The following is a 14,322-nucleotide window of genomic DNA, read 5'->3' as shown; positions in this document are numbered from 1 at the left end:
AGCATGAATTCTCCTATTAAACTTTTAGAAAAAAAGCTCGGCTATCATTTTAATGATAGCGAGCTGCTAATGTTGGCGCTGACTCATCGCAGTGCCCATGGCAATCACAATGAACGACTGGAATTTCTGGGCGATTCAATTTTAAGTTTTGTCATCGCAGATGAACTTTATCACCGTTTTCCTAAGGTAAACGAAGGTGACATGAGTCGAATGCGTGCCACATTGGTGCGAGGTAATACTCTGGCCGAGCTGGGGCGTGAGTTTGTCTTGGGAGATTACTTAAAATTAGGTCCAGGTGAATTGAAGAGTGGCGGATTCCGTCGTGATTCCATTCTGGCAGATGCCGTTGAAGCGATTATCGGCGCAATCTATCTCGACAGCGATGTTGAGACTGTACGTAAGATCGTCCTTAGCTGGTACTTGACTCGCCTTGATGCGATCAAGCCGGGTGTGTCGCAAAAAGATCCGAAAACGCGTCTGCAAGAATTCTTACAGGGTCGAAGAAAACCCCTCCCTGTCTATACAGTGACTAATATTAAAGGGGAAGCGCATAACCAAGAGTTTACCGTTTCCTGTGAAGTAGCAGGTGTGGATAAGCTTGTTATCGGTAAAGGCACCAGCCGCCGCAAGGCAGAACAAGCGGCTGCGGAACTGGCTCTAGAGAAACTGACCAATGTCTGATAAACCAAATTCTGATCAAGAGTTCGATATCGATGCGTACTTCGCATCGTCGGGTGAGTCTACAAGCTCTGAAAATCAAGCAAGTACTGGAGAGCAGCACTGTGGCTTTGTGGCCATCGTTGGGCGCCCTAACGTCGGCAAGTCGACGCTGCTTAATCGCATCTTAGGGCAGAAGATCTCAATTACTTCGCGTAAACCACAAACCACGCGTCACCGCATTATGGGAGTGGATACCGAAGGCGATTATCAGGCAATCTATGTGGATACACCGGGACTGCACATCGAAGAGAAGCGTGCGATTAACCGTCTGATGAACCGTGCAGCGAACAGTTCACTCAGTGATGTTAATCTGGTGCTTTTCCTGGTTGATGGTACCCAGTGGACCGACGATGATGAAATGGTGCTGACTAAACTGCGTAAATCCAATTTCCCGGTCATCCTGTGTATCAACAAAGTGGACAACGTCAAAGATCGTAATGATGTCATGCTGCACATGCATGAAATGTCGACCAAGATGGATTTTGTCGATGTAGTGCCAATCTCGGCCAAGCACGGCAAGAACATTGATGTGATTCGTCAGCACGTGCGTAACCACCTTCCTGAAGCGGTGCACCACTTCCCGGAAGAGTACGTCACTGACCGCTCTCAGCGCTTTATGGCGTCTGAAATCCTGCGTGAGAAGTTGATGCGATTCACGGGTGATGAACTGCCATATTCGGTAACGGTTGAAATTGAGCGCTTCGATTACAACCCGGAAACCGATGGATTCCACATCAATGCACTGATTCTGGTTGAGCGTAATGGCCAGAAGAAGATGGTGATCGGTAAAGGTGGTGAGAAGATTAAAACCATCGGCCGTGAAGCGCGTCTTGATATGGAAGAGTTGTTTGACCGTAAAGTCTATCTGGAGACTTGGGTCAAAGTGAAGTCGGGCTGGGCTGACGATGAACGAGCACTTCGTTCACTAGGCTATATCGACGATATCGAGAATAAATAATACCATCGGGTGGGCGCAGCTTTCGGTGCTGTCCATCTGACCTCAGACAAGATTACCCGTTATGGATGGATTACAACGCTGTTTTGTTTTGCATCGAAGACCATATAGTGAGTCGAGTCTTATTCTCGATGTCTTCAGTGAAGAATATGGTCGCGTAACGCTATTGTCTAAGGGAGCCAGAAGTAAGCGCTCTAACTTAAAAGGAGCGCTGCAACCTTTCACCCCGCTACTGTTAAAATGGTCAGGCAATGGCTCAATGAAGACTCTGCGACAGGCGGAGCCTATCAGCCTTGGTTTGCCACTGAGTGGTATCAACCTCTATTCAGCCATGTATGTAAACGAACTGGTGGCGCGAGTGCTGGCCAGTGAAATGCCTTTTCCAGCACTGTTTCATGATTATCTTCAAGCGTTAACAGAGCTGGCGCATAATACCAATCCTGAACCCGCTTTAAGGCGTTTTGAACTCGCTCTCCTTTCTGCCATGGGATACGGTGTAGACTTTCTTCACTGTGCCGGTACCGGCGAACCTATTGATCCGACAATGACTTATCGTTATCGGGAGCAGAAAGGGTTCATTGCCAGTGTGCGTAAAGATAATCTAACCTTTCTAGGTGAAGAACTGATCGCCATCAGTGAGCGACGTTTTCAGAGTAAAACACAGTTACAAGCGGCAAAACGCTTTACACGCATAGCCCTAAAGCCGTATCTTGGCGGGAAACCATTAAAAAGCAGGGAGTTGTTTCTTCCGAAACTGAAGCAGCTCTGACCATGGAGTAAACATCGATGAGTTCTATCCTTTTAGGCATCAATATTGACCATATCGCGACCCTACGTAATGCGCGCGGAACCAAATACCCTGATCCGGTGCATGCCGCGGAAATCGCTGAGCGTGCTGGCGCTGATGGTATTACGATTCACCTGCGTGAAGACCGTCGCCACATTGTGGATCGTGACGTGCGCATTTTACGTGAGACGCTACAGACGCGTATGAATCTGGAAATGGCTGTCACCGATGAGATGATCGATATTGCGCTCAAAACCAAGCCGGAGTTCGTCTGTCTGGTGCCTGAAAAACGTGAAGAGCTGACCACAGAAGGTGGTCTGGACGTGAAGGGTCAGTTAGAGAAAATCAAAGCGGCGACAGAGAAATTGTCTGCAGCTGGTATCAAAGTATCGCTGTTTATCGATGCAGATCGTGAGCAAATTGATGCGGCTAAGGCGGCGGGTGCGCCATTTATCGAGCTGCATACAGGCCACTACGCGGACGCGGAAACCGAAGAAGACCAGCAGGACGAGTTGAAAAAGATCGCGGCAGGTGCGAGCTATGCAGCGGATATCGGTATCACAGTCAATGCAGGTCATGGCCTGACCTACCACAATGTAGGTCCGATTGCTGCGCTACCGGAAATTTACGAACTGAACATTGGTCACTCGATCATTGGTCGCGCCGTGTTTGATGGCCTGCACAAAGCAGTCGCTGACATGAAAGCGGTGATGGAGTCGGCGCGTCGCGGTTAACCGACAGTAACAGAGGTAGGCATTGTGGCAATTTTGGGTTTGGGCACGGATATCGCAGAAATTGAACGTGTGGAAAAAGCGTTGGCTCGCACGGGTGAAGCTTTTGCACGACGTATACTGACCGAATCTGAGTTTGCACAATTCCAACAACTTAAGCAGCAGGGGCGCTTTCTTGCGAAGCGCTTCGCTGTGAAAGAAGCCGCCTCAAAAGCGTTGGGAACCGGTATTGCTCATGGTGTGACTTTTCATGACTTTGAAGTCACTAATGATGACCACGGCAAACCCATTCTCACACTGACAAAAAAAGCCGCAGATATTGCCGCTTCTATGGGGGTGGTCTCTAACCACCTCTCTATCTCTGATGAGCGACACTACGCAGTCGCAACAGTTATTTTAGAAAGCTAGAGCATTAGGATACTAGTTCTTCGTTCCTAGACCCTAGCCCCTAGGAACCGGCACCTAGGGCCTAGTTCCTTCTTTCCGTTTCAAATACAACTCGGAGCTCTCCAGCACCTTGTCCATTTCATCCTGAAGCTCAAACAGCTCAGGTTCAATGTCTTCCAACGTGCCACCTGCTCGTAATGTTTTTTCTATCGTGGCACAAATCGACTTGAGGCGAGGAACGCCGCAATAGGAGCAGCTGCCGTGCAGTTTATGGATCAGGTGCACCACCTGCTCCCTATCGTCAAAGTTGCTCTCGAGAACCTGCTCAGACAGGGCGTAGACTTCAGGGATGAAGTCTACCAACATTTGCAGCATATCAACTGCCAAATCTTCTTTATTCGCGGCTTGCTTTAACGCGGCTCCCCAGTCGATTATCTGATTGTCACCCTCTGAAGTTGCCACTTTGAGCGTTGCTTCTGGCTGAGTACCATTCTCCTCGGGGGCGATGAAATCCAGACGCGCTTCGACATCGTGATTCCTGTGCGGTACCCATTTGTTTAACACCTGAAGCAGCATGGCTTCGTCGATGGGTTTGGTCAGATAGTCGTCCATCCCCTCAGAAAGCAGCCGATCCCGTTCACCACTCATGGCATGAGCGGTGACCGCAACCACCGGAGTGGTATTGTTCTGCTGAGTTTCTTTAATGAGTTTGCAAGCGGTCACACCGTCCATATGGGGCATCTGAATGTCCATAAACACCATATCGAAGTGTTGCTCCTGAGCTTTTTCCACCGAAGTTTGTCCGCTGGTGCAGGCAATAACATTTTCCACTCGTTCCGACAATAGAGCTGTTATCAGCTTTAGGTTGGCCGGATTATCATCGACCGCCATCACGGTTAACGGGCGTTTTTCAGTGGATTCAATCTCCATCGCCGGAGCCAGAACGGCTGGCTGCTTCTCTACCAGAGACTGCAACAGTTTTTTGCGCGACAGAGGCTTGGTGAGGCACTGTACGTCATGGGTCTGGATCAGATAATCCGACAGCGCCAACTGAGTGCTGGTGGTTCCGATAATGATATTGGATGTGGAGACCTGACAACGGCCGATCCAGTTTTCAATGACTGTGAGAGGGACCTCTTCACTCGTTGGCAGACACAATATGATGTAATCGAACGTGTCCAGTCGGTCAGGCAGTGTGGAACGATAGGTCACCATCACGCCTTCATTGGTGAGCATTTGTTGCAATACTGACGCAGCCTGCATATTAGGTTCTACCAGCAGCAGACGCTTGCTGTTGATCACCATAGGATCGACCGGATCGATCATCGGGATTTCGGTCGAATGCAGCTTCACCGTGAACCAGAATGTTGAACCCTGATGCAAGCGACTGGTCAGGCTGATTTCACCGCCCATCTGTCCGACCAGTTTCTGCGTGATGACCAGACCTAACCCGGTGCCCCCGTAGCGTCGCGAAATGCTGGCGTCAGCCTGACTAAAGGCCTGGAATAACTGTGCTTGCTGACGTTCGGAAATGCCGATCCCGGTATCGCGAACCATAAACTGCAGTTCCACGCGGTCTTCTTTGTGTGATTTGAGCTCGACGCTGATGTCAATGTTGCCACGCTCAGTGAATTTGATCGAGTTACCGACCAGGTTTGTCAGGATCTGCTGAATGCGCAGTGGGTCGCCGACCAGTCCGTTTGGTATCTTAGAGTCGACCTTGAGTGTCAGCTCCAATCCTTTTTCATGTGCGCTGGTGGCCTGTAGTGCCACGACTTCTTCCAGACTATCCTGGAACTCAAAAGGAATGTTCTCTAGCGCCAGCTTGCCCGCTTCAAGTTTAGAGAAATCTAGAATGTCATTGATAATATTGAGTAGGTTGTTTGCTGACTTCTCAATGGTTTGCAAATAGTCGGTCTGACTGTTGGTCAATTGGGTCTTCAGCATCTGACGGGTAAAGCCAATAACCCCATTCAGTGGTGTACGCAGCTCATGCGACATGTTGGCCAGGAATTCCGACTTCACTCTGGCGGCTTCTTGCGCTCTTTTCTTGGCGATATCCAATTCCACGTTTTGGATTTCCAACTGTTCAAGGGTTTCACGTAAGTCTGAGGTGGCCTGATCGATACTGTGCTGCATTTCGACGTGGTATTCAGACAGCGATACCGCCATTGCATTGATACCGTTTTTTAGAGAGTCCAGCTCACCATGCATTTTGCCCTCGATACGCACATCCAGATGACCACGACGAATCCGGTCCACCATATTTTTCATGTGAGAAATTGGGCGGGTCACATCGTACATAAGTCGATAGGCAAAGATGCCGGATAAGATCAGTCCCAGCACTAGCACTAAAATGGCGGAAAACACTTCCTGATATTGTTGTAAACGCAGTGAAGACAAGTCCAGCTCTATAGCGATGTAGCCCAGCGTTTTGTTGGTCGATGTCAGCTCACGGGTATCGGAAACCAATTGACTTTCCGCCAAAATAGGTGCTCTCAGAATCAACGTATTGTCGTGAATTTCAGACGAGCTCAAAAAGGGAATAGGTTGATTCTTAGGAAAGGTTAACGTATCAAAATTGGGGTGAAAGTTAGAGGTGACAAACAGCTCGTGGGAGGCGTCGAACACAGCGATGCTTCGGACAAACTTGGAGTTCTTGCGGTGCGCGTAACTGATCAAGCGGCGGACAGACTCTCGGCTTTGATTGATCAGTCCCTGCTCACTGGCAATCGCCAATGGTTCGATGATGCTGGCACCTGCGTTGAGAACCTGAGATTCCAGATCATGGTAGCGATTGTAGGAAAAAAAGGCACTCAAAAGGAGACCGATGATCAATGTCGGTGCCAGGGTTAATGTGATTACGCGAGCGCGAAGACCGTATCTTGTCATTTTAATTCGAAATCATTATTGGCCAACAGAGTTACATCTGATGGGTGGATATGGGACAATACCCAGTATTGCATCCTCAAGATGACGTAAGCTTAATCAAAGCCGCGCTGTTCGACAATCATTCAAACTAAGAATAGTGAGACTCTAACGAATTTTTATCGAAGTAGGACAAGTGCTTCTACTCACTGGACATAACAATGGCACGTTTTTTCAAACCCACAAAAAAGACCTCTTTTTCAAAAAAGCACCAGGAAGTGCTGATTGACCGTATGGATCATCATGGTGCGGGTATTGGTTACCTGAATAAGAAACCCGTCTTTGTCGACGGAGCACTGACTGGTGAGAAGGTTTTGGTTCAGCTCACGGAAAGCAAAGCAAAGTTTGCCAAGGCTCAATTGATTAAAGTGCTGACGCCTTCCGAGCAACGGGTGGAGGCGGTGTGTCCTCATTACTCTGAATGTGGCGGTTGTAATCAGCAACACTTGCTGCGTCAGCAGCAAATTGCCAATAAAGAGCAGGCTTTGTCACAGCTTATGACTAAGTTTGCCGGTCAAACACTGAGCCTGTCGCCGTCGATCACAGGGGAGGCGTTGAGTTATCGTCGCCGCGCCCGATTGAGTCTCTATCAAGACAAAGGGCGTGAACTGGTGATGGGCTTTCGTCGAAAGCACAGTAAGCAAATTGTCGATGTCTCCCACTGCCCGGTGCTTGATGAGCGCCTGAATGCGCTGATCCCATCATTAAAAGCGCTGCTGGTTGAGTTTACACAGCCGCAGAACCTGGGGCATGTTGAGCTTGTCATTGGCGACAGTGGGCCAGTGGTGGTGTTGCGTCACACTAAAGCTCTGGCGGCGTCGGACAGAGCGCAAATTATCGACTTTGCACGTGCGAACGACATTACTTTATACCTGATGCCAGAATCCGATCAGCTAGAACGTGTGGTGGGTGAACAGCCTTATTATGCTGAAGTAGGGAACAAATTGCCGTTTTTGCCATCTCACTTTATTCAGGTTAATCAAGATATTAACCAGCGGATGGTGGCTCAGGCTCTGGCATGGCTGTCCCCTGAATCAAAGGACAATGTGCTGGATCTGTTCTGTGGACTGGGCAATTTCACCCTACCTCTGGCACAGTTGGCTCACAGAGTCGTGGGTGTTGAGGGCGTTCAGGATATGGTGGACTGGGCCAAACAGAATGCGAAATTGAACCAGTTGAACAATGTCGAATTTTATCAGGCCAATCTGGAACAAGATCTGTCGTCAATGCTCTGGGCATCACAGCAGTTTGACAAAATTTTGCTCGATCCGGCGCGAGCGGGTGCCAGTGGTGTAATAGATCAAGTTTCTGCGCTTGGTGCATCACGAGTGCTTTATGTTTCTTGCAATCCTGCTACCCTTGCGAGAGACAGTCAAAGCTTGATTGAGCAGGGCTATAGGCTCACCAGACTCGGTATGATGGACATGTTCCCTCATACCAGCCATCTGGAGTCCATGGCGCTGTTCGAGAAATGATAATTTGAGCTAACTGGGATAGGTTAGTTAACGAAAAAACTAGGAAGAAAAAAGAAATGGTTGCGGTAAGAAGCGCGCATTTGAACCCTGACGAACAGTTCGAGCTAGACAAATGGATTGCTTCACTCAAGCAAGATAAAAACATCTCGAAAAGGCTTAAAGAAGTTTACCGTCAATGCGAAGAGATTGTCGCAGGCAGTGAACAGGGGTCCTTGTTGTTGTGGCGCGGGAGGGAAATGATCGAGATCCTCATTACCCTCTCTATGGACAAAGCAACACTCGTTGCGGCTCAGTTGTATCCGGTCGTCTCAAGTGGTCTGTATGACCGTGAACAGCTTGAGGAGAACTACGGTAAAGAAATCATCAAAATGATCGATGGCGTCGAAGAGATGGCGGCCATAGGTCAGCTCAACGTTACCTTAGAAGGCTCAGCCGCATCAGGTCAGGTCGATAATGTAAGACGCATGCTGCTCGCGATGGTGGACGATTTCCGCTGCGTTATCATTAAACTGGCTGAGCGTATCTGTAATCTGCGTGAAGTGAAGGATGAGTCTGACGAGATCCGCTGCGCGGCCGCGAAAGAGTGCGCCAACATCTATGCCCCGCTGGCAAACCGTCTGGGTATTGGTCAGCTGAAATGGGAAATTGAAGATTACGCTTTCCGCTACCAACAGCCAGAGACCTACAAACAGATTGCCAAGCAGCTGTCAGAGCGTCGAATTGTCCGAGAGCAATACATCAAGGACTTCGTTGATGATTTGACCTCGGAGATGCAAGCTTCCAACATTCTGGCTGAGGTGAGTGGTCGTCCTAAACACATCTACAGTATCTGGCGTAAAATGCAGAAGAAGAGCCTGGCCTTCGACGAGCTGTTTGATGTGCGTGCCGTACGTATCATTGCTGAGCGACTGCAGGACTGCTATGCGGCTCTCGGTGTAGTTCACACCAAATACAAGCACCTTCCTAGTGAATTTGACGACTATGTGGCCAATCCCAAGCCAAATGGTTATCAGTCTATTCATACCGTTATCCTCGGTCCTGAAGGTAAAACGATAGAGATTCAGATTCGAACCAAGCAAATGCATGAAGATTCGGAGTTAGGCGTTGCTGCACACTGGAAATACAAAGAAGGTGGTAGCGGCGGCCGTAGCGGATACGACGAGAAAATTACCTGGTTGCGTAAGCTACTCGATTGGCAGGAAGAGATGTCAGACTCTGGCGAAATGCTGGATGAACTTCGTAGCCAGGTATTTGATGATCGCGTTTATGCCTTTACACCTCGCGGTGACGTTGTCGATTTGCCGATGGGGGCAACGCCACTCGACTTTGCCTACCACATTCACTCCGAAGTCGGGCACCGTTGTATCGGGGCTAAAGTGGCGGGACGCATCGTACCGTTTACGCACAAGCTTTCTATGGGTGACCAGGTTGAGATCATCACAGCGAAAGAGCCCAATCCATCTCGTGACTGGCTGAACCCGTCATTGGGCTTTGTTCATTCTGGACGGGCCCGCGCTAAAATTAATGCCTGGTTCAGAAAACAGAGTCGTGAGAAGAACCTGGAAGCGGGACGAGAAATCCTCGAAGCTGAACTGGCGAAGATAGGTGCGACGCTGAAAGATGCAGAGCAGTACGCTCTGAAACGCTTTAATGTCAACACGCCGGATGAGCTGTATGTGGGTGTGGGCAGTGGTGATTTACGAATCAACCAAATCATCAATCACATCAACGCTCTGGTGAACAAACCAACGGCGGAAGAGGAAGACCAGCAGGCACTTGAGAAGCTTCAGGAATCCGAAGGTAAAGCTCCGGCACAGAGTCGCCCGCATAAGGATGCGGTCGTGGTGGAAGGGGTTGATAACCTGATGACGCATTTGGCACGTTGTTGTCAGCCAATTCCGGGTGATCAGATCAAGGGTTATATCACGCAAGGCCGTGGCATTTCGGTGCATCGTGCTGATTGTGAGCAGTTGGAGGAACTGAGTCATCATGCACCAGAGCGAATTATTGATACGGTTTGGGGCAGTGGCTTTGTCGGTTCTTATATTCTGACCATTCGCGTTGAAGCGATGGAACGTGGTGGTTTACTGAAAGACGTTACCACACTGCTTACCAATGAAAAAATCAAAGTCACCAGCATGAAGAGCCGCAGCGACTACAAGCGACAACTGTCGATCATGGACTTTGACCTTGAAGTGAACAACATCGAAGTGTTGTCCCGCGTGACCAAACGTATTGAGCAAATTAAAGACGTGATGAACGTGAAACGCTTGGGTTAAGTAAGACTCAGGTGAGCGCTACATCTAGGTAATCACATCATGTTGAACAATAATAAAAGGTTGGTTTTCCAACCTTTTTGTTTAGGAATCTAACTATGTCCCAACCCATCGAACAACTTCTTACTATCATGGCTCAGCTTCGAGATGAAAAGCATGGCTGTCCGTGGGATCGAAAACAAACGTTTGAAACCATAGTTCCTCATACCATAGAGGAAACATTTGAAGTGGTGGACGCGATTCATAAACAGGACTGGCCGAATGTAAAAGAGGAGCTGGGGGACTTGCTGTTTCAGGTGATCTTCTACAGCCAGATGGCCAAAGAGCAGGGGCTGTTTGATTTTAACGAGGTGGTTGAAGGACTTAATGAGAAGCTGACCCGACGTCATCCACATGTTTTTTCGGATGTGGAGTTCGAAGATGAAGCGGCCATTAACGCCAACTGGGAAGCGGAGAAACAAAAGGAAAAAGCCGAAATAGGACAAACCGAGCAAAGTATTCTAGACTCAATACCACAGTCGCTGCCTGCTCTGTCCAAAGCGAACAAAATCCAAAAGCGCTGCGCAAAATTTGGATTTGACTGGGATGCTTTGGGGCCAGTGGTAGAAAAGGTTCAGGAAGAGATTGAGGAAGTGGTTCAGGAGGCCATTCAAGTCGATGTGAACCAAGAGAAACTTGAAGAAGAAGTGGGTGACCTATTGTTTGCTACTGTGAACTTGTCTCGTCATCTCAACAAAGATCCAGAAGTGGCATTGAGAAAAGCCAATAATAAATTTTCACGTCGTTTCAGAGGCGTTGAAACGCGGGTGGCAGAACAAGGTAAATCTCTTACAGACTTTACCCTTAAAGAGCTAGACCAGTTTTGGAATGATGTAAAAAAACAAGAAAACAGCTCGGATTTGTGAACCGCTTCTCATTGGTGTAAGTTTCTACAATTGATTTGAAGCAAAAAATAAAAATTTTGAATGTGATAAGTTTCACGTTGTGGCGGTAGTGGGCTTCTGGTATATTTGCATCCCGTCCAGAAGAAATCCATTTTCCCTCATTCAACCAACTTCAGGTTAAACATGACGACAAATTATATTTTTGTTACTGGCGGGGTAGTATCCTCTCTAGGTAAAGGTATTGCAGCAGCATCGCTTGCAGCCATTTTAGAAGCACGTGGTCTTAAAGTGACCATGATGAAGCTTGACCCTTACATCAACGTTGACCCGGGCACAATGAGCCCAACTCAGCACGGTGAAGTGTTCGTCACGGAAGATGGCGCTGAAACTGACCTTGACCTTGGTCACTACGAGCGTTTCATCCGTACCAAGATGACAAAGCGCAACAACTTCACTGCTGGTCGTGTTTACGCTGATGTTCTTCGCAAAGAGCGTCGTGGCGACTACCTAGGTGCAACTATTCAGGTAATCCCTCACATTACTAACGCTATTAAAGATCGCGTGATCGCTGGTTCTGAAGGCCACGATGTCGCTATCGTTGAAGTTGGTGGTACGGTTGGTGATATCGAATCCCTACCATTTATGGAAGCCATTCGTCAGCTAGCGGTTGAGCTGGGTCGTGAGCGTGCCATGTTTATGCACCTGACTCTGGTTCCTTATCTTGCAGCGGCGGGCGAAGTCAAAACTAAGCCAACGCAACACTCGGTAAAAGAGTTGCTGTCTATCGGTATCCAGCCTGACATTCTTGTTTGTCGTAGCGATCGTATGATCCCTGCAAACGAGCGTAAGAAGATTGCTCTGTTCTGTAATGTATCAGAAAAAGCAGTAATCTCAATGAAGGACGTAGATTCTATCTACAAGATCCCTCAATTGATCAAGTCACAAGGTCTGGACGATCTTGTATGTACGCGTTTCGGTATCTCTGCCCCTGAAGCTGATCTTTCAGAGTGGGAGCAAGTGATTTACGAAGAAGCGAACCCAACCGGTGAAGTGACTATTGGTATGGTTGGTAAGTACATTGAACTGCCAGATGCGTACAAGTCAGTGAACGAAGCGCTTAAGCACGCAGGTCTTAAGAACCGAGTGAGCGTGAAAATTAAGTACGTTGACTCTCAAGACGTCGAGAGCAAGGGTGAAGAAGCTCTGGCAGGTCTTGACGCAATCCTTGTTCCTGGTGGCTTCGGCGACCGTGGTGTAGAAGGTAAGATCCGCGCAGCTCAGTACGCACGTGAGAACAAAGTACCTTACCTGGGCATCTGTCTGGGTATGCAAGTGGCACTGATTGAATACGCGCGTAATGTAGCGGGTATGGAAGGTGCACACTCAACAGAATTTAACAAAGAAACGAAGTACCCTGTGGTCGGTTTGATCACTGAGTGGGTAGACGGCGAAGGTAAAGTTGAAGAACGTACCGAAACGTCAGATCTTGGCGGCACAATGCGTCTGGGTTCTCAGCTATGTCACCTGGAGAAGGGGACTAAAGCGTTTGAACTGTATGGCAACGCGAAGATCCACGAGCGTCACCGTCACCGCTATGAGGTGAACAACGTACTTCGTCCACAAATTGAAAAAGCAGGTCTTAAAGTTTCTGGTCTGTCTGCAGACAAGAAACTGGTTGAAGTGATTGAGAACCCAGCACACCCATGGTTTGTTGCTGCGCAGTTCCACCCAGAATTCACTTCAACACCTCGCGATGGTCACCCGCTATTTACAGGCTTTGTGAAAGCGGCGGATGAATACCAGCGCGGCACAGAAGATAAGTAAAAGGATACGGGTGGCTGCGAAGGTTGTGCGGCTGCCCTAAATTTGACATTTATATTTAATGAGAGGAAACATTAATGTCTAAGATCGTTAAAGTTCTAGGTCGTGAAATCATCGACTCACGTGGTAACCCAACTGTTGAAGCTGAAGTACACCTAGAAGGCGGTTTCGTAGGTATGGCTGCGGCTCCATCTGGCGCATCTACTGGTTCTCGCGAAGCTCTTGAGCTACGTGACGGTGACAAAGCACGTTTCCTAGGTAAAGGTGTTCTTAAAGCTGTTGAAGCTGTTAACGGTGCAATCGCTGAAGCTCTAGTTGGTAAAGACGCTAAAGCTCAAGCTGACATCGACCAAGTAATGATCGACCTTGACGGCACTGAAAACAAATCTAACTTCGGCGCGAACGCTATCCTAGCTGTTTCTCTAGCAAACGCTAAAGCTGCTGCTGCTGCTAAAGGCATGCCTTTGTTCGAGCACATCGCTGAGCTAAACGGTACTGCTGGTCAGTTCTCTATGCCTCTTCCAATGATGAACATCATCAACGGTGGTGAGCACGCAGACAACAACGTTGACATCCAAGAGTTCATGATCCAACCAGTTGGTGCTAAGACTCTTAAAGAAGGTCTACGTATCGGTGCAGAAGTATTCCACAACCTAGCTAAAGTTCTTAAGTCTAAAGGCTACAGCACTGCAGTTGGTGACGAAGGTGGTTTCGCTCCTAACCTTAAGTCTAACGCTGAAGCTCTAGAAGTTATCGCAGAAGCTGTTGCAGCTGCTGGTTACGAACTAGGTAAAGACGTAACTCTAGCTATGGACTGTGCAGCATCTGAGTTCTTCGACAAAGAAGCTGGCATCTACAACATGAAAGGCGAAGGTAAGACTTTCTCTTCTGAAGAGTTCAACCACTACCTAGCTGAGCTTGCTAACCAGTTCCCAATCGTTTCTATCGAAGACGGTCTAGACGAGTCTGACTGGGATGGCTTCAAGCACCAGACTGAACTACTAGGTGACAAGCTTCAACTAGTAGGTGACGACTTATTCGTTACTAACACTAAGATCCTTGCTGAAGGTATCGAGAAAGGCGTAGCTAACTCTATCCTTATCAAGTTCAACCAAATCGGTTCTCTAACTGAGACTCTAGCTGCTATCAAGATGGCTAAAGACGCAGGTTACACAGCAGTAATCTCTCACCGTTCTGGCGAAACTGAAGACGCAACTATCGCTGATCTAGCGGTAGGTACTGCTGCAGGTCAAATCAAGACTGGTTCTATGAGCCGTTCTGACCGTGTTGCTAAGTACAACCAGCTAATTCGTATCGAAGAAGCTCTAGGTGAAAAAGCACCTTACAACGGTCTTAAA

General features: G+C 48.3%; 11 protein-coding genes. 10 read left to right on the top strand and 1 reads right to left on the bottom strand.

The features are described from left to right. Positions 1 to 3: 3 nt before the first annotated feature. From rnc to acpS, 5 genes are all read left to right on the top strand, one after another. Positions 4 to 681 carry a ribonuclease III gene (rnc, locus tag C4S60_RS19495; RefSeq protein WP_103882015.1) on the top strand — a complete coding sequence of 226 codons (678 nt, stop codon included), beginning with the start codon at positions 4 to 6 and terminating at the stop codon, positions 679 to 681. Beyond that, positions 674 to 1,678, top strand: coding sequence for a GTPase Era (gene era / locus C4S60_RS19490; protein WP_103882014.1), 1,005 nt, complete (start codon positions 674 to 676; stop codon positions 1,676 to 1,678). Before rnc ends, era begins: the two co-directional genes overlap by 8 nt. A gap of 61 nt (positions 1,679 to 1,739) precedes the next feature. Further along, positions 1,740 to 2,444 (top strand): DNA repair protein RecO, encoded by a 705-nt coding sequence (gene recO / locus C4S60_RS19485; protein ID WP_103882013.1) that lies wholly within the window; start codon positions 1,740 to 1,742, stop codon positions 2,442 to 2,444. A gap of 17 nt (positions 2,445 to 2,461) precedes the next feature. Beyond that, a complete protein-coding gene (pdxJ, locus tag C4S60_RS19480; protein ID WP_103882012.1) occupies positions 2,462 to 3,196 on the top strand; it encodes a pyridoxine 5'-phosphate synthase in 735 nt (244 codons plus the stop codon). Between the two features lie 24 nt (positions 3,197 to 3,220). Further along, complete coding sequence (gene acpS, locus C4S60_RS19475; protein ID WP_103882011.1) at positions 3,221 to 3,601, top strand: holo-ACP synthase; 381 nt, start codon at positions 3,221 to 3,223, stop codon at positions 3,599 to 3,601. Between the two features lie 54 nt (positions 3,602 to 3,655). Here acpS and barA read toward each other — a convergent pair whose 3' ends face one another. After that, a complete protein-coding gene (gene barA, locus C4S60_RS19470) occupies positions 3,656 to 6,472 on the bottom strand; it encodes a two-component sensor histidine kinase BarA (protein WP_103882010.1) in 2,817 nt (938 codons plus the stop codon). 197 nt (positions 6,473 to 6,669) lie between these two features. Here barA and rlmD point away from each other — a divergent pair, with 197 nt between their 5' ends. The 5 genes from rlmD to eno form a co-directional block, all read left to right on the top strand. Beyond that, positions 6,670 to 7,983, top strand: a complete 1,314-nt coding sequence (gene rlmD / locus C4S60_RS19465) for a 23S rRNA (uracil(1939)-C(5))-methyltransferase RlmD (RefSeq protein ID WP_103882009.1) — start codon at positions 6,670 to 6,672, stop codon at positions 7,981 to 7,983. A 56-nt stretch (positions 7,984 to 8,039) separates the two neighbouring features. Next, entirely contained in the window at positions 8,040 to 10,262 is a 2,223-nt protein-coding gene (gene relA, locus C4S60_RS19460) for a GTP diphosphokinase (protein WP_103882008.1), read from the top strand. Positions 10,263 to 10,357: 95 nt separating this feature from the next. Continuing rightward, on the top strand, positions 10,358 to 11,164 hold the full coding sequence (gene mazG / locus C4S60_RS19455) for a nucleoside triphosphate pyrophosphohydrolase (RefSeq protein ID WP_103882007.1): 807 nt from the start codon (positions 10,358 to 10,360) through the stop codon (positions 11,162 to 11,164). 162 nt (positions 11,165 to 11,326) lie between these two features. Then, positions 11,327 to 12,967: a CTP synthase gene (locus tag C4S60_RS19450; protein ID WP_103882006.1), complete on the top strand. Its 1,641-nt coding sequence runs from the start codon at positions 11,327 to 11,329 to the stop codon at positions 12,965 to 12,967. A gap of 74 nt (positions 12,968 to 13,041) precedes the next feature. Then, a partial coding sequence (gene eno, locus C4S60_RS19445) for a phosphopyruvate hydratase (RefSeq protein WP_103882005.1) occupies positions 13,042 to 14,322 on the top strand: 1,281 nt, incomplete at its 3' end.

This window comes from Vibrio hangzhouensis (assembly GCF_900107935.1).
Taxonomy (GTDB): Bacteria; Pseudomonadota; Gammaproteobacteria; order Enterobacterales; family Vibrionaceae; genus Vibrio; species Vibrio hangzhouensis.
This window is presented reverse-complemented; position numbering and strand designations above follow the sequence as displayed.

Coding starts and splice junctions, on each gene's coding strand:
- barA (WP_103882010.1), bottom strand. CDS start 6,472: ATGACAAGATACGGTCTTCGCGCTCGCGTAATCACATTAACCCTGGCA.
- rnc (WP_103882015.1), top strand. CDS start 4: ATGAATTCTCCTATTAAACTTTTAGAAAAAAAGCTCGGCTATCATTTT.
- pdxJ (WP_103882012.1), top strand. CDS start 2,462: ATGAGTTCTATCCTTTTAGGCATCAATATTGACCATATCGCGACCCTA.
- rlmD (WP_103882009.1), top strand. CDS start 6,670: ATGGCACGTTTTTTCAAACCCACAAAAAAGACCTCTTTTTCAAAAAAG.
- era (WP_103882014.1), top strand. CDS start 674: ATGTCTGATAAACCAAATTCTGATCAAGAGTTCGATATCGATGCGTAC.
- mazG (WP_103882007.1), top strand. CDS start 10,358: ATGTCCCAACCCATCGAACAACTTCTTACTATCATGGCTCAGCTTCGA.
- recO (WP_103882013.1), top strand. CDS start 1,740: ATGGATGGATTACAACGCTGTTTTGTTTTGCATCGAAGACCATATAGT.
- C4S60_RS19450 (WP_103882006.1), top strand. CDS start 11,327: ATGACGACAAATTATATTTTTGTTACTGGCGGGGTAGTATCCTCTCTA.
- relA (WP_103882008.1), top strand. CDS start 8,040: ATGGTTGCGGTAAGAAGCGCGCATTTGAACCCTGACGAACAGTTCGAG.